The 17,136-nt window shown below is 62.5% G+C and carries 14 protein-coding genes; 10 read left to right on the forward strand and 4 right to left on the reverse strand.

Annotated features, from left to right (window positions below; all coding sequences use genetic code 11):
- The first annotated feature begins 79 nt into the window (after nt 1–79).
- The 6 genes from QDT79_RS09035 (at nt 80) to ppnP (ending at nt 7,839) form a co-directional block, all read left to right on the forward strand.
- A complete protein-coding gene (locus QDT79_RS09035) occupies nt 80–2,779 on the forward strand; it encodes a TonB-dependent receptor (protein ID WP_308316416.1) in 2,700 nt (899 codons plus the stop codon).
- A 78-nt stretch (nt 2,780–2,857) separates the two neighbouring features.
- Entirely contained in the window at nt 2,858–3,427 is a 570-nt protein-coding gene (locus QDT79_RS09040; protein ID WP_033647344.1) for a heme acquisition protein HasA, read from the forward strand.
- Between the two features lie 72 nt (nt 3,428–3,499).
- Nucleotides 3,500–5,278 carry a type I secretion system permease/ATPase gene (locus QDT79_RS09045; RefSeq protein ID WP_063991169.1) on the forward strand — a complete coding sequence of 593 codons (1,779 nt, stop codon included), beginning with the start codon at nt 3,500–3,502 and terminating at the stop codon, nt 5,276–5,278.
- The gene (locus QDT79_RS09050; protein WP_308316417.1) at nt 5,275–6,606 is read left to right on the forward strand and encodes an HlyD family type I secretion periplasmic adaptor subunit; all 1,332 of its coding nucleotides are present in this window, start codon (nt 5,275–5,277) and stop codon (nt 6,604–6,606) included. Before QDT79_RS09045 ends, QDT79_RS09050 begins: the two co-directional genes overlap by 4 nt.
- Before the next feature lie 2 nt (nt 6,607–6,608).
- Nucleotides 6,609–7,397, forward strand: a complete 789-nt coding sequence (locus tag QDT79_RS09055) for an energy transducer TonB (protein ID WP_308316418.1) — start codon at nt 6,609–6,611, stop codon at nt 7,395–7,397.
- Between the two features lie 151 nt (nt 7,398–7,548).
- A complete protein-coding gene (ppnP, locus tag QDT79_RS09060) occupies nt 7,549–7,839 on the forward strand; it encodes a pyrimidine/purine nucleoside phosphorylase (protein ID WP_004940463.1) in 291 nt (96 codons plus the stop codon).
- Between the two features lie 64 nt (nt 7,840–7,903).
- Here ppnP and rdgC read toward each other — a convergent pair whose 3' ends face one another.
- Complete coding sequence (gene rdgC, locus QDT79_RS09065) at nt 7,904–8,815, reverse strand: recombination-associated protein RdgC (protein WP_004940461.1); 912 nt, start codon at nt 8,813–8,815, stop codon at nt 7,904–7,906.
- A gap of 215 nt (nt 8,816–9,030) precedes the next feature.
- Between rdgC and mak the strand changes: the two genes are divergently transcribed.
- From mak to QDT79_RS09080, 3 genes are all read left to right on the forward strand, one after another.
- Nucleotides 9,031–9,945, forward strand: a complete 915-nt coding sequence (mak, locus tag QDT79_RS09070) for a fructokinase (RefSeq protein WP_308316419.1) — start codon at nt 9,031–9,033, stop codon at nt 9,943–9,945.
- A 102-nt stretch (nt 9,946–10,047) separates the two neighbouring features.
- Nucleotides 10,048–10,281, forward strand: a complete 234-nt coding sequence (locus QDT79_RS09075; protein WP_049199831.1) for a type II toxin-antitoxin system Phd/YefM family antitoxin — start codon at nt 10,048–10,050, stop codon at nt 10,279–10,281.
- Nucleotides 10,278–10,664: a type II toxin-antitoxin system VapC family toxin gene (locus QDT79_RS09080; RefSeq protein ID WP_308316420.1), complete on the forward strand. Its 387-nt coding sequence runs from the start codon at nt 10,278–10,280 to the stop codon at nt 10,662–10,664. Before QDT79_RS09075 ends, QDT79_RS09080 begins: the two co-directional genes overlap by 4 nt.
- Here the strand turns inward: QDT79_RS09080 and licT are convergent.
- From licT to sbcD, 3 genes are all read right to left on the reverse strand, one after another.
- Nucleotides 10,661–11,509: a BglG family transcription antiterminator LicT gene (licT, locus tag QDT79_RS09085; RefSeq protein WP_049270780.1), complete on the reverse strand. Its 849-nt coding sequence runs from the start codon at nt 11,507–11,509 to the stop codon at nt 10,661–10,663. The two genes, QDT79_RS09080 and licT, sit on opposite strands and share 4 nt — an antisense overlap.
- 231 nt (nt 11,510–11,740) lie before the next feature.
- Nucleotides 11,741–14,992 carry an exonuclease subunit SbcC gene (gene sbcC, locus QDT79_RS09090; protein ID WP_308316421.1) on the reverse strand — a complete coding sequence of 1,084 codons (3,252 nt, stop codon included), beginning with the start codon at nt 14,990–14,992 and terminating at the stop codon, nt 11,741–11,743.
- On the reverse strand, nt 14,989–16,221 hold the full coding sequence (gene sbcD / locus QDT79_RS09095; RefSeq protein ID WP_149559404.1) for an exonuclease subunit SbcD: 1,233 nt from the start codon (nt 16,219–16,221) through the stop codon (nt 14,989–14,991). Before sbcD ends, sbcC begins: the two co-directional genes overlap by 4 nt.
- A 215-nt stretch (nt 16,222–16,436) precedes the next feature.
- Here sbcD and phoB point away from each other — a divergent pair, with 215 nt between their 5' ends.
- Nucleotides 16,437–17,126: a phosphate response regulator transcription factor PhoB gene (gene phoB, locus QDT79_RS09100; protein ID WP_004940438.1), complete on the forward strand. Its 690-nt coding sequence runs from the start codon at nt 16,437–16,439 to the stop codon at nt 17,124–17,126.
- The last annotated feature ends 10 nt before the right edge of the window (nt 17,127–17,136 follow it).

A 17,136-nucleotide genomic window follows, 5' to 3' on the forward strand; every position in this document is an offset into this window, starting at 1 on the left:
CCGGAACGTCCTTATGTTTAAACGAGATTGATTTCCATTATCACTTGGTTTGACATTCTTTCGGGTGGAACACACACGCATGCTTATTCACAAGGGAACCACGCCGGCCGGCCGATTGGCCTCGGCGGTACGCGCCGCGCTGGCGGCGATGATGTTGACTCAGCCGGCTGTGACGCTCGCTGCCCAGGCTGAAGCGAGCGGCGCGCAGGCCGCACAGCAAAAGCATTTCAACATTGCGGTGCAGCCGCTGCAGAGCGCTATGTTGCGCTTCGCCGAGCAGGCCGGCATGCAGGTGTTTTTCGACGAGGTGAAGCTCGACGGCATGCAGGCGGCGGCGCTGGACGGCAGCATGAGCGTTGAACAGGGCCTGCGGCGCTTGATCGGCGGCAATCCGGTGGCTTTCCGCCTGCAGCCGCAGGGGCAGATCGTATTGAGCCGGCTGCCGACGGCGAACGGCGACGGCGGCGCGCTGGCGCTGGATAGCCTGACGGTGCTGGGCGCCGGCGGCATCAACGCCAACGATTGGGTTTACGACGAACCGCGCTCGGTCAGCGTCATCAGCCGTGAGCAGATGGACAACCGCCCGGCGCGACACGCGGCCGATATTTTGGAGCAGACGACGGGAGCCTATTCCAGCGTCAGCCAGCAAGATCCGGCGCTGTCGGTCAACATCCGCGGCATACAAGACTATGGCCGGGTGAACATGAACATCGACGGCATGCGACAGAATTTTCAAAAGAGCGGCCATGGCCAGCGTAACGGCACCATGTACATCGATTCCGAACTGCTGTCCGGCGTGACCATCGACAAGGGCACCACCGGCGGTATGGGCAGCGCCGGCACGCTCGGCGGCATCGCCACCTTCAATACCGTCAGCGCGAGCGATTTCCTGGCGCCAGGCAAAGAGCTGGGCGGCAAGCTGCACGCCAGCACCGGCGACAACGGCACCCACTTCATCGGCAGCAGCATATTGGCATTGGGCAACGAAACCGGCGATATCCTGCTGGCTGCCAGCGAACGCCACCTCGGCGACTATTGGCCCGGCAACCAGGGCGACATCGGCAACATTCGCATCAATAACGACACCGGCAATTACGATCGCTACGCCGAGAGCATCAAGAACAACAAAATCCCCGACACAAATTACCGCATGCACTCGCGGCTGGCCAAGGTGGGCTGGAATCTGCCCGCCAACCAGCGCCTGCAGCTGAGCTATCTGCAGACCCAGACCGCGTCGCCGATCGCCGGCACGTTGACCAACCTGGGCACCCGCCCGCCCTATGAACTGGGCTGGAAGCGCACCGGTTACAGCGACGTGATGGCACGCAACGCGGCGTTCGACTACAGCCTGGCGCCGGAAGACGTCGACTGGCTCGATTTTCAGGCCAAGCTGTATTACGTCGATACTCAGGACGACAGCGACACCTACAGCACCAGCTCGCTGCTGGACAACGGCTACGCGACGCGTACCCGGCTGCGTACCTACGGCGCGCAGGCGCAAAACACCTCGCGCTTCAGCCTGGCGCCGGGGCATGACTTCCGCGCCAACTACGGGCTGGAGTTCTATTACGACAAGGCAACCAGCGACTCTTCCCGCCAAGGCATGGAAGGGGTGACGCCGGCCGGCAACCGTTCGGTAGCCAGCCTGTTCGCCAACCTGACCTACGACTACGACGGCTGGCTGACGTTGGAGGGGGGGCTGCGTTACGACCGCTATCGCCTGCGCGGCCAGACCGGCCTGAGCTATCCGGATTTAGCCAAAGATGGGCAGCGCTACACGATTGACAATCCTTGCAAAGAGTTGCGTCTGACCGGCTGTTCAACCACGACCCGTGAAGATTGGAACGTGGATCGCGATCAGGGCAAGCTGTCGCCGACGCTGGCGGTGGCGGTGCGCCCCGGCGTGGAGTGGCTTGAGCTGTATACCACCTACGGCAAATCCTGGCGGCCGCCGGCGATCACCGAAACGCTGACCAACGGCAGCGCGCACAGTTCTTCCACGCAATACCCCAACCCGTTCCTGCAGCCCGAGCGTTCGCGCGCCTGGGAAGTCGGGTTCAACGTGCAGCAGCCGGATCTGTGGTTTGAGGGCGATCGGTTGGTGGCCAAGGTGGCCTACTTTGACACCAAAGTGGATAACTACATCAACCTGGCGATAGACCGCAATAAACCGGGGCTGGTGCAGCCGAGCATCGGCAATGCCGCTTACGTCAACAACCTGTCTAAAACCCGCTTCCGTGGGCTGGAGTACCAGCTCAACTATGACGCAGGGGTATTCTACGCCGACCTGACCTATACCCACATGATCGGTAAAAACGAGTTCTGCTCGAACAAGGCCTGGTTGGGGGGACGTCTGCGCTACGGCGACGGATCGCGCCGCGGCAACTTCTATGTTGAGCCGGATGCCGCTTCCAATGACTTCGTCACGTGTGACGGGGGAACGCAGTTCGGCTCCGCCGCCTACCTGCCAGGCGATCGCGGCTCGGTGACGCTGGGCGGTCGCGCCTTCGATCGCAAGCTGGACGCCGGGGTGACCGTGCGCTTTGCGCCGGGCTATCAGGACAGCTCGGTGCCATCCAACTACCCGTACCTGGCCGACTGGCCGAAGTACACCCTGTTCGATTTGTACGCCAGCTACAAGCTGACCGACAGCCTGACGCTGCGCGGCTCGGTGGAGAACCTGACCAACCGCGCCTATGTCGTCAGCTACGGCGAGACGCTGGCCAATACCCTCGGGCGCGGCCGCACCGTGCAGGGCGGGGTGGAATACCGTTTTTAAGCAGTAAAAGGGCGTTGCTCATCCTTGAGCACAAGGGCCGCCCCGCAAGGGGCGCCGTTCATCAATGGAGATAGAGAAATGGCATTTTCAGTTAACTATGACAGCAGCTTTGGCGGTTACAGCATTCATGACTATCTGGGCCAATGGGCTTCGACATTTGGTGATATCAACCATACCAACGGCAATGTCGTCGAAGGCTCAAACAGCGGTGGCTTCTACGGCGGCCGGTTGTCCGGTAGCCAATACGCCGTGACCAGTACGGATAACCATGTCACGTCGGTCGTGGCGGGTGGCAACCTGACCTACACGCTGTTCAATGAACCGGCGCATACCCTGTACGGCCAGCTGGATTCCCTGTCGTTCGGCGACGGTTTGAGCGGTGGCGATACATCACCGTACAGCATTCAGGTGCCTGACGTCAGCTTCGGCGGCCTGAACCTCAGCAGCCTGCAGGCGCAGGGCCACGATGGCGTGGTGCACCAGGTGGTGTACGGCCTGATGTCCGGCGATACCGGCGCGCTGGAGACCGCGCTGAACGGCATCCTCGACGACTACGGCCTGAGCGTCAACTCCACCTTCGATCAGGTGGCGGCGGCGACGGCGGTGGGCGTGCAGCATGCCGACAGCCCGGAATTGCTGGCGGCCTGATTGCGGCCGTTTGCCCGCCGGCGCCGCGCGCCCCGGCGGGCATTTTCTCGTTTTTAGCCGATGGAAAACGCCATGAAAAACGCCGTCAGGCGCGGAGAAGTGATGAGCGTGCTGGCCGCATACCGGCGCGGGTTTTGGGGCATCGCGCTGTTTACCGCGGTGATCAACCTGTTGATGCTGGCCCCGGCGCTGTACATGCTGCAGGTCTACGATCGCGTGTTGCCGTCGGGCAACCGCATGACGCTGGCGATGCTGACCCTGATGGTGGTCGGCCTTTATCTGTTTATGGGGCTGCTGGAGTGGGTGCGCAGTCAGGTGGTGATCCGCCTCGGCGCCCAGATGGATATGCGCCTGAATCAGCGGGTCTACGACGCCGCCTTCGAAACCAACCTGAAAACCGGCAACCCGCTGGCGGGACAGGCGCTGAACGATCTGACCAACCTGCGCCAGTTCGCCACCGGCAATGCGCTGTTCGCCTTTTTCGATGCCCCCTGGTTCCCGGTTTATCTGCTGGTGGTTTTTCTGCTCCATCCCTGGCTTGGCGCGTTGGCCAGCGCCGGGGTGATCGTGCTGGTGCTGCTGGCCTGGCTCAACCAGCGGGTGTCGCAGGCGCCGCTCGCGGAGGCCGGCCGGGTCGCGCTGAGCGCCACGCAGCAGGCCAACGGCAACCTGCGCAATGCCGAAGCCATCGCCGCCATGGGGATGCTGACCGATTTGCGCCTGCGCTGGCTGCGGCAGCACCAGCAGTTCCTGCTGTTGCAGAACCGCGCCAGCGAGAAAATCGCCGCCGTCACCGCCTGGTCGAAAACCGTGCGGCTGGCGCTGCAGTCGCTGATGTTGGGCTGCGGCGCGCTGCTGGCGGTGAACGGCGACATTACGCCGGGCATGATGATCGCCGGATCGATCCTGATCGGCAGGGTGCTGGGGCCGATCGATCAGCTGATCGGCGCCTGGAAACAGTGGTCGTCGGCGCGCCAGTCCCTGCAGCGGCTGGAGGTGATGCTGGCCGCCAACCCGCCGCAGGCGGCGAGCCTGCCGCTGCCGGCGCCCAGCGGCACATTGGCCGTGAATCAGCTGACCGCCAGCGCGCCCGGCGGGAGCGCGCCGGTGTTGCACGGCGTCAGTTTTCGTCTGGAGGCCGCAGAGGTGCTGGGCGTCATTGGCGCGTCCGGCTCCGGCAAAACGCTGCTGATGCGCCAACTGGTCGGCGCGCTGACGCCGCTCAGCGGCGACGTGCGGCTGGACGGTGCGGATCTCCGGCGGTGGGACAAACAGCAACTGGGGCCGCATATCGGCTATCTGCCGCAGGATATCCAGCTGTTCGCCGGTACGCTGACGGAAAACATCGCCCGTTTTGGCCAGGTTGACGCCGAGAAGGTAGTGGCCGCCGCCGCGCTGGCCGGCGTGCACCAATTGATCCTGCATTTGCCCAAAGGGTATGAAACCGAGCTGGGCGAGGGCGGCAGCGGCCTGTCCGGCGGCCAGCGTCAGCGGGTGGCGCTGGCGCGCGCGCTGTATGGCTCTCCGGCGTTGGTGGTGTTGGACGAACCGAATGCCAACCTCGATCGTGAAGGGGAAGAGGCGCTGCAGCGGGCGATCGAAGCGCTGAAGGCGCGCGGTACCACCATCGTGTTGGTCACCCACAAACCGGCGATCCTGGCGACGACCGACAAATTGCTGGTGCTGGCCGCCGGCCAGGTGCAGCACTTCGGCCCCAGTGACGCCATCCTGAAAAAACTGCCTGGTTTTGCACCCGCGGCCGTACCGGCCAACGCCGGCCGCAGCAGCGGCGGCTTCAACGTCAACTACGCCAACTTTGCCAAAACGGCCAGCGGTGAACGAAAAGTATGAGCAATCAGAGTGTGATCCTCGGCGATATCGACGCCCTTTCCCGGCAGTTCGACGAAGGGCGCCATCTGCGGCTCGGCGGCTGGCTGGTGCTGCTGGGATTTGGCGGCTTCCTGCTGTGGGGGCTGTTGGCACCGTTGGATAAGGGCGTGCCGGTTTCCGGCAGCGTGGTGGTGGCCGGCAACCGCAAGGCGGTGCAGCACCCGAGCGGCGGCGTGGTGTCGCAAATTCAGGTGCATGAAGGCGACCGGGTCCGCGCCGGGCAGGTGCTGTTGCTGATGGATACCGTCGACAGCCGCACCCAGCGCGATGCGCTGCGCAGCCAGCAGTTGAGCAACGCCGCGCAGCGGGCGCGGCTGCAGGCCGAGCGCGACGGCCTGCAGGCGATCGCTTTCCCTGCATTGCTGCAGGTGCGGCGGGGGGAGCCGGAGGTGATGTCGTTGATGCTGCTGCAACAGCAGCTGTTCACCAGCCGCCGCGCGGCGTTGCAGAGCGAGCTGGCGGCGATCGCGGAGAGCATCGCCGGATCGCAGGCGATGCTGGAGGGGATCCGGCAGTCTTACGCCAGCAAACAGCGACAAAAGGCCATGTTGCAAGAGCAGCTGGGCGGCATGCGCAAGCTGGCGGCGCAGGGATATGTGGCGCGCAATCGGCTGCTGGATCTGGAAGGGCAGTATGCGCAGATCGACGGCCAAGCGTCCGAGGACACCGGTAATATCGGCCGCCTGGGGCGCCAGATCCTGGAGCTGAAGCTGCGGGCGATCCAGCGGCGGGAAGAGTATCAGAAAGAGGTTAGCAGCCAACTGGCCGAGGTGCGGATGAAGCTGGACGAACTGGATAACCGCCTGGCCAAGGCGGAGGCCGATCTGGGCCATACGCAGGTGAAAGCGCCGGTGGCGGGCACCGTGGTGGGGCTGAGCGTGTTCACCGAAGGCGGCGTGATCGGCGCCGGCCAGCAACTGATGGAGATCGTGCCCAGCGATCGGGGGCTGCAGGTGGAGGCGCGTATCCCGGTCGAGCTGATCGACAAGGTGCAGGTGGGGTTGCCGGTCGAGCTGTTGTTCTCGGCGTTTAACCAAAGCACCACGCCGCGCGTTGAGGGCGAAGTGACGCTGGTCGGGGCCGATCGCCTGACCGACGAGAAAAGCGGTGCGCCTTATTACAGCGTGCGCGCCAAGGTCAGCGAAGAAGGATTGCAACGTTTGAACGGGTTGGAGATCCGCCCAGGGATGCCGGTCGAAGGGTTCATCCGCACCGGCGAGCGTTCGATGATGAACTATCTGTTCAAACCGCTGACCGATCGCCTTCACTTGGCGCTGACGGAAGAGTGAGCATGTCGGTTTCGCCGCTGCCTTTCGCCGCGCCCGGCGCCGCCATGCCCTGGCGCCGTTGTCTGGTATTGGTGCTGGCGCTGCATCTGCTGGCCGCGGCGTTGTTCTGGCCCTGGCAGGACAAGGTTGAGCCGCCGTGGGTGCCGCCGCCGGCGGTCATGGTGGTGATAGCTGCCGCACCGCAGGCTCCAGCCGAAGTAAAGCAACCGCCGGGGCAAAGAACGCCGCCTCAGGTTGAACCGCCGGCGCCGCCGGAGCCGTTGCCGACGGTGAAGGTGCCTGAAGCCATACGGCCGAACATCGCCGTACCGCCGAAGCAGAAAAAACCGCCCAAGCCGGTGAAGAATCCCCCCCTGCCGCGCACACCGCCGCAGGAGAAAACGATCGCGCCGCCGAAGGTTCAGGAGCAAAGCGTCGGCGCGCCGCCGCCGGGCCGGGCGGATAAAACGGCCGCGCCGCAAACTCGCCTGACGCCCTATGCTCAAGCGGGGGTGGACAACTGGCGCAGCCGCATCAGCGGCCGCCTGAATCGTTTTAAACGTTACCCCAAAGACGCATTGCGGCTAAAGCGCCAGGGCGTCGGGCAGGTGCGTTTCACGTTGGACAGGCAGGGCCATGTGCTGGCGGTGACGCTGGTCAGCAGCGCCGGGCTGCCGTCGCTGGATCGCGAAATCCAGGCGCTGGTCAAACGCGCTTCGCCGCTGCCCACGCCGCCGGCGGACGCTTACGTCAATGGCACGGTGGAATTGACGTTGCCGATCGATTTCAGTTTGCGCGGCGCGGGTTTTTGACGCGGCTGTTTCATGCCGATGGTCTGGGCGTTGCGCACGGTAACCTTTGCCTCTGCGCCGCGATCGCATTTCGCGCGAAAAACCAGTGACAGATCAACCGCAATCCCCCAATATGGATTTTCCATCAAGATGATTACGCGGGTGCCAGTCTATGCTGAAAGTGAATGAGTATTTTGCCGGAAAAGTGAAGTCTATCGGTTTTGACAGTAGCAGCATCGGTCTTACCAGCGTGGGCGTGATGGAAGAGGGCGAATACACCTTCTCCACCGCGCAGCCGGAAGAAATGACGGTGATCACCGGGGCGCTGAAAGTGCTGCTGCCGGGGGCGCCGGACTGGCAGGTGTTTACGCCGGGCGAGAAGTTCTTCGTGCCGGGGCACAGCGAGTTCAACCTGCAGGTGGCCGACGCGACCGCCTATCTGTGCCGCTACCTGAGCAAATAACGTTGCTTGTTAGGGGAACGCAGGGCTCAGCGGATGCTGGGCCCTGGTCGTTTCTGCGGCGGGATTAACGCTGGGCTTCGCCGCCGAGCGCTTCGATGGTGTTTTTGATCAACGCCGCCAGCTCGCTGGTCATCAGGATAAAGTCGGCGTCAAAGCGCTGGGCGAAGTCATCGCGATCGATATCGTCGTTCTGCTCGCGCAGCGTGTCGGCGAACTTCAGGCGCTTGAGCGAGCCGTCGTCCGACAGCATCAGCTGAATGCGTTCCTGCCAATCCACCGCCAGCTTGGTCACCAGCTTGCCGGCTTCGATATGCACCGCGATTTCGTCGCTGATCAGATTCTGTTTCTTGCAGCGGATCACGCCGCCTTCTTCCAGAATCGCTTTCAATTCCGCTTCATCCTGAATGGCGAAGCCGGCCGGCATCTCGCCGGAACGCACCCATTCGGTCAGCGTCAGTTCGATCGGGCTTTCCATTGTCAGCGGCACCACCGGCAGCGAGCCGAGGCTTTTGCGCAGCAGCGCCAGCGTATCTTCGGCGCGTTTTGCACTGGCGGCATCGACCATGATCAGATCGTTGACGGTGTCGATCCACATGAAGGTCTGATTGAAGCGGCTGAACGCGCGCGGCAGCAGGCTGTGCAGCACTTCGTCCTTTAGCGCGTCTTTCTCTGTTTTCTTCAGTTTGCGGTGTTGTTCCGCCTCCAGGCGCTCAATCTTGGCCTGCAGCTCTTGTTTGATGACCGGCGACGGCAGGATTTTCTCTTCCTTACGCGCGCAGATGACGATTTGGCCGTTGACCGCGTGCGTCAGCGCATCGCTGTGCGAGCCCATCGGGGAGACCCAGCCGGTCTTCGCCATGTCTTGGCTGCCGCACGGCGTGAAGGCGAACGCGCTGAGTTGTTTTTCCATTTCATCCGCGTTTAACGCCACTTCACGGCTCAAACGGTAAACCATCAAATTCTTAAACCACAGCATAATGTTATCCCTGGCTGGGCGTGCGTTCGGCACGCTGATTCGTCAAAAGCAGGGCGGCATGATAACGAATTGACGCTGAAAAATCGCCCCATTCTCTCCGAATTGCGTCGCCGTACGCAGCGGTAAAGCCCTGGCCGGGGAGAGGGAAACAGGTGATTCATCCGCGCGCTTACATTAGGCTGTGGCAACGCTGCGCTGCATCGAGGAGAAAAAACGTGCGCATTGGCATCGACTTGGGTGGGACGAAAATTGAAGTGATTGCGTTGGCGGACGACGGGCGGGAGTTGTTTCGCCATCGTATCGCCACGCCGCGTCATGACTACGGGCAAACCCTGGCGGCGATCGCCGGGCTGGTGAAACTGGCGGAAGATCATACCGGCGAACAGGGATCGGTCGGGATCGGCATTCCTGGCACGCTGTCGCCGTTTACCGGGCGGGTGAAAAACGCCAACTCGGTATGGCTCAACGGCCAACCGTTGGACAAGGATCTGTCGGCGCTGTTGGCGCGCGAGGTGCGTATCGCCAACGACGCCAACTGCCTGGCGGTGTCGGAAGCTACCGACGGCGCAGGCGCCGGCGCGCAAACCGTGTTTGCGGTCATTATCGGCACCGGCTGCGGCGCCGGCGTGGCGCTGAACGGCCAGGCGCATTCCGGCGGCAACGGCATCGCCGGCGAATGGGGCCACAATCCGCTGCCGTGGCAGGATGACGATGAGCTGCGTTACGCCCGCGAAGTGCCGTGCTACTGCGGCAAGCCGGGCTGCATCGAAACCTTTATTTCCGGCACCGGTTTCGCCACCGACTATGCGCGCCTGAGCGGCAACGCGCTGCAAGGGCACGAGATCATGGCGCTGAGCGAGCGGGGCGATGCGCTGGCGGAGCAGGCGATCGTTCGCTACGAAATGCGGCTGGCGAAAGCGTTGGCGCACGTGATCAACATTCTGGATCCGGACGTGGTGGTGCTCGGCGGCGGCATGAGCAATGTGGATCGCCTGTATCGCACGGTGCCTGAAAGGGTGAAAGATTGGGTGTTCGGCGGCGAGTGTGAAACGCCGATCCGCAAGGCGATCCACGGCGACTCCAGCGGCGTACGTGGCGCGGCCTGGCTATGGCCGCAACAGCAGCGCTAAGCGTTGCAACAAAGCGCGAGCAGGCTCGCGCTTTAAACCCTTCCCTGTACAAAAACTGGACGGCGCTTTATGATTTAGCTAACTTAGCTAAGGAGGACGCGTATGGCAATTCAGGCCAATATGCACGAAGCCAAATCCAATCTGAGCCAGCTGGCGGACAGAGCCGCGGAGGGAGAAACCGTGATTATTGCAAAAGCAGGGAAGCCGTATGTACAGCTGGTTGCCATCCAGGGCGAAGCGCGCCGCCCTGGCGCCGCCAAGGGCAAGTTCACCGTGCCGGCGGATTTCAACGCGGGGGATGCGGCCATTGCGGCGCTGTTTGAGGGCGATGAATGAAGCGCTTGCTGCTGGATACCCACACATTGCTGTGGTGGCTGATTGATGACGCCTGCCTGGGCGCGAACGCCAAAAGGCAGATCGCCGATCCGGGCAATGCGGTGTACGTTAGCGCGGTCAGCATTTGGGAGATCTCGATCAAGCAGGCGCTGGGTAAACTGGCGCTGCCGGAAGATATCTTTGCGATCATCGAGGCCGAAGATTTTCTGTCGCTGCCGATGGACGCCTTTCACTGCCAACAGGCCGGGCAGTTGCCGCCCTATCATCAGGATCCTTTCGATCGCATGCTGATCGCACAGGCGCAGGCCGAGGGGCTGACGCTGATCTCCGCCGACGCGGTGTTTCCGCAGTACGGCGTGCGGGTGGCGGACGCCCGCCGTTAAGCCGGTTTTTCCTCGCTTTCGCTGCGCACCCGTTCGATATGAATGGTCAGGAACATCATCTCTTCCGTGGTGAGCTGATGCTGATAGTGCTTTTCGATGTGGCGGTTGATCTTGCCGGCGCAGGCGAATGACTCACGGTATTTCTCTTTCACTACCTGATACAGCGAGTCGTCGTCGCTGTCGACGTAGTTTTTCCCCAGCAGGCGCTGGGCGAAGAATTTCAAATGGGTGACGAAACGGTGGTAGCTCAGGGCTTCCTCGTTGTAATCAAAGCGGAAGTGGTATTTGACCAGGTTGAGGATCTCTTGCATCACGCGGGTGATGTGCAGCGTATTGTGCATCTCGTCGTTAAGCTGGGCGTTGACCAGGTGCAGGGCGATAAATCCGGCTTCGTCTTCCGGCAACGCGGTATCCAGCCGCTGAGCGATCAGGGCCAGCGCCTCCAGGCCGACGGCGAACTCGGCTGGATAGAGCTTTTTAATCTCCCACAGCAACGCATTTTTGATATCCAGCCCTTCCGCGTGGCGCTGCAGAGCGAAATGGATGTGGTCGGTCAGCGTGATGTAGACGATGTTATGCAACTTGCCCGGCAGCCGTTCGCGGGCGAGGGTAATAATCCTGTCGGCGGTGGTGACGCAGGCCAGCGGGATCTCGGAGAGCAGCTCTTTATAGCGCTCGGCGATTTCGCCGCCGTTATGGGTGAACACCTTTTCGATCAGACTTTCGTCCAGCGTGTCGCCGGGCTTCTTTTTAAAGCCGATTCCTTTTCCCATGACCACCGTCTCTTCCTGACGGTCGTCCAGCGTAATCACCACGTTATTATTGAGTATTTTAGCGATTTTCATGGTCTTTCCCGGTGTTTCAGCATCCTGAAAACGAAAAAACCTGACGCCCGGAAGCGATCCCGGGCGTCAGGTTTTGCCTGTATTTTATGTTTCTGTCCTGCGGCCTGAGCGGCGGAGGGGATACAGTAACAATCCTGTTATGCCTGCATAATAACCCGTGCTCGCCGCGGCTCAACGCTTTTCACCGCGGAGTGCCGCCGCGGTCACACTTCTGCGCCGCGCGCCGCGGGATCATTCCAGCCTGAAGTGCGCCTCCAGCCGGCTGACGCCGAGCCCGTTGACCTTTTTCACTTTGATCTGCACCGGAATACGCTCTTTCATCGCCTCGACGTGGCTGATCACGCCAATGGTTTTACCGGAGGCATTCAGGCTGTCCAGCGCGTCCAGTGCGGTATCGAGGGTTTCTGCGTCCAGCGTGCCGAAGCCTTCGTCGAGGAACAGCGAATCGATGCTGGTTTTGTGGCTGACCAGATCGGACAACGCCAGCGCCAGCGCCAGGCTGACCAGGAAGCTCTCGCCGCCGGACAGGGTGCGGGTATCGCGCAGCGCGTCGGCCTGCCAGGTGTCCACCACCTGCAGCTCCAGCGCGTCGCTGGTTTTGCGCTGCAGCAGGTAGCGCCCGTGCAGCCGGCCGAGCTGAAGGTTGGCCAGATAAACCAGATGATCGAGCGTCAGCCCCTGAGCGAAGCGGCGGAACTTGTCGCCTTCTTTCGAGCCGATCAGCTGGTTGAGGTAGCTCCAGTCGTCGTAGTCTTGCTGGCTGCGGGCGATTTGCTCGAACAGCGCCTGTTGATTGAGACGGCGGGCGGCGTCGCTTTCCAACTGGTTGCGCAGTTCGCCCTGGCTCAGCTGCAGCGCCTTCAACTGCTGTGCCAGATCGGCCAGCGATTGGGTGAGCGCGTCGAGATCCGCGTTGGCCTCATCCACCCCTTCCGGGTGGTTCTGCCGATGCTGCTCCAGCGTTTGCGTCGCCTGAGCCAGCAGGGCCGCAGCCTCTACCTGCCGCTGTTGCAGCTGCTCTTTGCGCTGCTGCAATTCGCGGCGCAGGGCATCGTCCAGCAGCGCGGCGGCGAAGGCGGTTTCATCGGTAAATTCGCTGTCGGCCAGCGCCTGCTGCCATTGCTGCTGCGCCTGCTGTAGCCGTTCCTGCATTTGGGCGTGCTGCTGTTGTAACCCTGCCTGCTGGCCGGCCAGGCGCTCGCGCAGTTCCTGCGCCTTTTGCCATTGCTCGGCGGCCTGCAAGCTGGCCTGTTCACAGGCGGTTTGTTTGGCGCGCAGCTGTTCGCGCACCTCGGCGATCCGCTGTTCGCCGAACAGCGCCAGCCGCTGCGCGCGCCGTTCTGCAAGAGTTTTCTCGCCTTCTTGCCAGCGTTGTTGCAGGTCTTGCTGCTGTTGCAGGCTGTCGGCATGGGTCTTTTGCAGCAGCGTAAAGCGCTCTTCGAGCAGCGCCAGCTGTTGCTGCGCCTGCTGCTGCTGCGTTTGCAGGGCGGCGAGCGCGTCTTTTGCCTGCTGCACCGCCTGCGCCGCCTGTTCGTGCTGCTGCAGCGTGTGCTGCCCGTGTCGCTCTTCGTCGTCGCAGCCGCTCAGCCAGGCGCTGAGTTGCTCGCCCTCCGCCAGGGTAAAGTCGAATGCCAGCGGCGCGCTGAGCTGCTGCCACTGCTGCTGTTGGGCAGCCAGCTGCTGCTCATCCTGCGCGATAGCCTGCTGCTGGCGTTGCTGCTGCTCTTGCAGGCCTTCACAGCGGGTGCGCAGCTCGGTGCCCTGGGTTTGCAGTTTCTCGGCGAGGGTGCGCATCTCAACCAAGCGTTGTTCCGTCGCCGAAGGCTGCACCGCCTGATATTGCTCCACCGCCGGGTGGCTGGTGGAGCCGCACAGCGGGCAGGGGGCGCCGCTCTGCAACAGGGCGCGCTCCGCTTCCAGGCTGACGATGCGTTTTTCCAGCTCGTGGATCCGCTCCACTTCCTGCAGCTGTGCCTTGTGCTGTTTGAATTGCTGACGCGCGTTCTCCAGCTGGTGTTGCAGCCCGGCGAGCTGCGTTTGCCGTTCGGCGTGCTCCGCCTGTTGCCGGGCCAGACGCTCGCGGGTCTGACGGTTAAGGGAAGCGAGCGTAAATAACTGTTGGCGCGTCGGGCGCAGATCCGCCAGAGCGCTCAGGCGCTGGCGCAGCGGGGCCAGCGGCGTTTGCGCCTCCAACGCCTGTCGTTGTTGCTGTTGAGCGGCCAGCGCTTCGGTCAGTGCGTTCAACTGCTGTTGATGCTGTGCGGCCTGCGCCGTCAGCTGGCTGCGCTGGGCGGTGAGCTGCTCCAGTGCAGTCTGCTGCTGGGCGCACTGCTGCGCGGCGGCATCGCCGGCCTGTCGCCGCTCGGCCTGCATCGACTGCAGTTGGGCGATCTGATGGTCGAGCGGAGCGACCTGGTCATCGATCAGCTGTTGCTGCTGACGCATATGCTCGGCATGGGCTTGCTGCGCCAGACGGGCCTTTTCCACCGCCTGCTGCAGCGGCGCCAGCTGCGCCGAGTGCTGCTCCTGTTGCTGCGTCAGCTGGGCAGCCTGCTGTTGTATCGTCTGCAGCTCGGCGCGGCAGCGATCGCGTTCGCTGCGCAGCGGCCGCAATTTCTCGGCCGGTTCGCTGAGCGCCAGCCGCTGCAGCTGCGGGGCGGCCTCGGCCTGCTCGCGCTGGGCGGTTTCCAGCCGCCGTTGCCCCTCGTTTTGCTGTTGCTGGAGGCGCTGCCATTGCTGCAGCCAGCTCAGCGCCTGTTGCTGTTGCTGAGTTTGCTTGCCGAGAGCGCTTTCCTGCGCGCTCAGCGCCGCTAGCCGTTCAGTCAGGGAGTAGCGCTGTTCATCGTTCAGCAGCTCGATGCCGCTGGCGCGCTGGTGCAACGCATCCAGGTCAGTTTTGGCCTGCTTGTGGGATTCGAACACCTGTTCGGACAGCCGCCCGTAGATTTCGGTGCCGGTCAGTTCTTCCAACAGCTCGGCGCGATCGTTGGCGTCGGCGTTGAGGAACGCGGCGAACTGCCCCTGAGACAGCATCATCGATTTGGTGAAGCGGCCGAAGTCCAGCCCGGTGATGGCGGCGGTGATCTCCAGCTTATCGCGCACCTTATCCGCCAGGATCTTACCGTCCTCGCGGCGCGCCAGTTCGACCTTCGGCGCCTGCAGATTGCCGTCCGGCGCGTTTTTGGCGCGACGCTGGCTCCAGAAGGCGCGATAGCCGATGCCCTTAACCTCAAATTCGACCTCCGCCAGCGATTCGGCGGTGTGGCGGGTCATCAGTTCATTCTGGCTCGGCGTGACGTTGAGACGCGGCGTCTGGTGGTACAGCGCCAGGCAGATGGCGTCCAGCAGGGTGGTTTTGCCCGCGCCGGTCGGGCCGGTAATGGCGAACAGGCCGTTGCTGGCGAACGGCTCGGCGGTGAAGTCAATTTTCCACTCGCCCTGCAGCGAGTTGAGGTTTTTTAACCGCAGGCTGAGGATCTTCATGGGTAGGGCTCCTCAAGATTGTGCTGCACCGCATCGACTACCTGGCGGAACAGTTGATGCATCCGCCGTTGGCGCGCTTCGGGCATGTCGGCCTCTTGCGCCAGGCGCCGTTCGAACACCTCGTTGACGCTCAGCTCGTTCAGCGTTTCCTTGTCCTGCTGCGCGATCGCCTGGCGGCGTTGCTCTTTGCTGCGCCGCAGCAGCACCACTTCCACCGGCAGCTCATCCGCCATCAGCTGGATGCGGCGCTGGATATCGCTGAGGTAGTCCTGCGTCGCCACTTCGATATCCAGCCAAACCGGCAGCTCGCCGGCATAGTCGGCAAATTGCTGCAGCTGCCGTTCGATCTCGGCCAGATCGCCTTTGATCAGTTGCATGGGCTGGAACTGCGGGATCGTTAACGCCTCTACCTGCTGCAGGGCGCCGTCGGCGAAATCGACCAGGAAGACGCTTTTGGCTTTGCCCAGTTCATCGAAGCTGAGCGGAATCGGTGAGCCGCTATAGCGAATATGTTCCGACTTGGCGACGTTCTGCGCGCGGTGAATGTGGCCCAGCGCGATGTAATCGGCAGGGGGGAAGGCCTGCGCCGGGAAGGCGTCCAGGGTGCCGATATAGATGTCGCGCACCGAGTCGGAGGTGGTGACGCCGACGGTGGTCAGGTGGCCGGTGGCGACGATCGGCAGCGGCAGGCCCAGCCGATCGCGGCGTTCGCAGGCCGCCTGATACAGCGCTTGGTAATGTTCGGCGATGGCTTCCTGCAGCGCCTGCTGTTTCTGCGCGCCGGATTCGCCGGCGCGGCTAGTGAGCAGATCGCGCGGCCGCAGAAAAGGAATGGCGCACAGCACCGCGCCCGGCTGGCCGTCGCGTCGATTCAGCACCACGATCTGCTGCTCAAGGGAGCCCTGCGCACTCGCGATCACCGTGGTGTTCAGGCAAGAGAGCAGTTCCCGCGATTCGTTCAGCGTCGCTACCGAGTCGTGGTTGCCGCCCAACACCACCAGCTGGCAGCCGGTGCGCTGCAGTTCCACCACGAAGCGGTTGTACAGCTCGCGGGCGTAGCTGGGCGGCGAGCCGGTATCGAACAGATCCCCGGCGACGATCAGCGCATCCACCTGCTGCTGCTCGATCTGTTCGATCAGCCAGTTCAGAAAAGCCTGATGTTCGGCGGCACGGCTTTTGGTGAAAAAGTACTGGCCAAGATGCCAGTCAGAGGTGTGGATCAGGCGCATGACACTCCCGGATGCAAAGGTAATGGCGATGATTATAAAGGCCGCGGCGGCGGCTGTCCCGGCGCAATGGCGATGACCACGGAATGATTTTTCTTTGCGCCGGGAAATAATCGCTATGCTTACTGCCTATAACAGCCGCTTTTTTTCATAAAAGTGTCACAAAACTGACGCATAATGGCGCCCGCAAAGTCGCTAACACATTGGCAGGATTGACGATGGCAAGACGCATACTGGTGGTGGAAGACGAAGCGCCGATCCGTGAGATGGTGTGCTTTGTGTTGGAACAGAATGGTTACCAACCGTTGGAAGCCGAGGATTATGACAGCGCCGTGACGCGCCTGTCTGAGCCGTTCCCTGATTTGGTGTTGCTCGACTGGATGTTGCCCGGCGGTTCCGGCATTCAGTTTATCAAACATATGAAGCGCGAAGCGCTGACCCGCGATATTCCGGTCATGATGCTGACCGCGCGCGGCGAAGAGGAAGACCGGGTGCGCGGCCTGGAAGTGGGGGCGGATGATTACATCACCAAGCCGTTCTCGCCCAAGGAGCTGGTGGCGCGCATCAAGGCGGTCATGCGCCGCATTTCACCGATGGCGGTGGAAGAAGTGATTGAAATGCAAGGGCTGAGTCTGGATCCGTCCTCCCACCGCGTGATGGCTAACGATCAGGCGCTGGACATGGGGCCGACCGAGTTCAAGCTGCTGCACTTCTTTATGACCCACCCGGAGCGGGTTTATAGCCGTGAGCAGTTGCTTAATCACGTCTGGGGCACTAACGTTTATGTGGAAGACCGTACCGTTGACGTGCATATCCGTCGGCTCCGCAAGGCGTTAGAAACCAGTGGACATGATAAAATGGTTCAAACCGTTCGGGGCACCGGCTACCGGTTCTCAACGCGCTACTGATCGCGCTGCG

It is taken from the genome of Serratia marcescens (assembly GCF_029846115.1).
GTDB lineage: Bacteria > Pseudomonadota > Gammaproteobacteria > Enterobacterales > Enterobacteriaceae > Serratia > Serratia marcescens_L.

Bases quoted from the DNA above. Each gene is read 5' to 3' on its own strand.
- QDT79_RS09045 (WP_063991169.1), top strand. From the start codon at position 3,500: ATGAAAAACGCCGTCAGGCGCGGAGAAGTGATGAGCGTGCTGGCCGCA.
- QDT79_RS09075 (WP_049199831.1), top strand. From the start codon at position 10,048: ATGGCAATTCAGGCCAATATGCACGAAGCCAAATCCAATCTGAGCCAG.
- licT (WP_049270780.1), bottom strand. From the start codon at position 11,509: ATGAAAATCGCTAAAATACTCAATAATAACGTGGTGATTACGCTGGAC.
- QDT79_RS09055 (WP_308316418.1), top strand. From the start codon at position 6,609: ATGTCGGTTTCGCCGCTGCCTTTCGCCGCGCCCGGCGCCGCCATGCCC.
- QDT79_RS09080 (WP_308316420.1), top strand. From the start codon at position 10,278: ATGAAGCGCTTGCTGCTGGATACCCACACATTGCTGTGGTGGCTGATT.
- QDT79_RS09035 (WP_308316416.1), top strand. From the start codon at position 80: ATGCTTATTCACAAGGGAACCACGCCGGCCGGCCGATTGGCCTCGGCG.
- QDT79_RS09040 (WP_033647344.1), top strand. From the start codon at position 2,858: ATGGCATTTTCAGTTAACTATGACAGCAGCTTTGGCGGTTACAGCATT.
- ppnP (WP_004940463.1), top strand. From the start codon at position 7,549: ATGCTGAAAGTGAATGAGTATTTTGCCGGAAAAGTGAAGTCTATCGGT.
- rdgC (WP_004940461.1), bottom strand. From the start codon at position 8,815: ATGCTGTGGTTTAAGAATTTGATGGTTTACCGTTTGAGCCGTGAAGTG.
- sbcD (WP_149559404.1), bottom strand. From the start codon at position 16,221: ATGCGCCTGATCCACACCTCTGACTGGCATCTTGGCCAGTACTTTTTC.
- QDT79_RS09050 (WP_308316417.1), top strand. From the start codon at position 5,275: ATGAGCAATCAGAGTGTGATCCTCGGCGATATCGACGCCCTTTCCCGG.
- sbcC (WP_308316421.1), bottom strand. From the start codon at position 14,992: ATGAAGATCCTCAGCCTGCGGTTAAAAAACCTCAACTCGCTGCAGGGC.
- phoB (WP_004940438.1), top strand. From the start codon at position 16,437: ATGGCAAGACGCATACTGGTGGTGGAAGACGAAGCGCCGATCCGTGAG.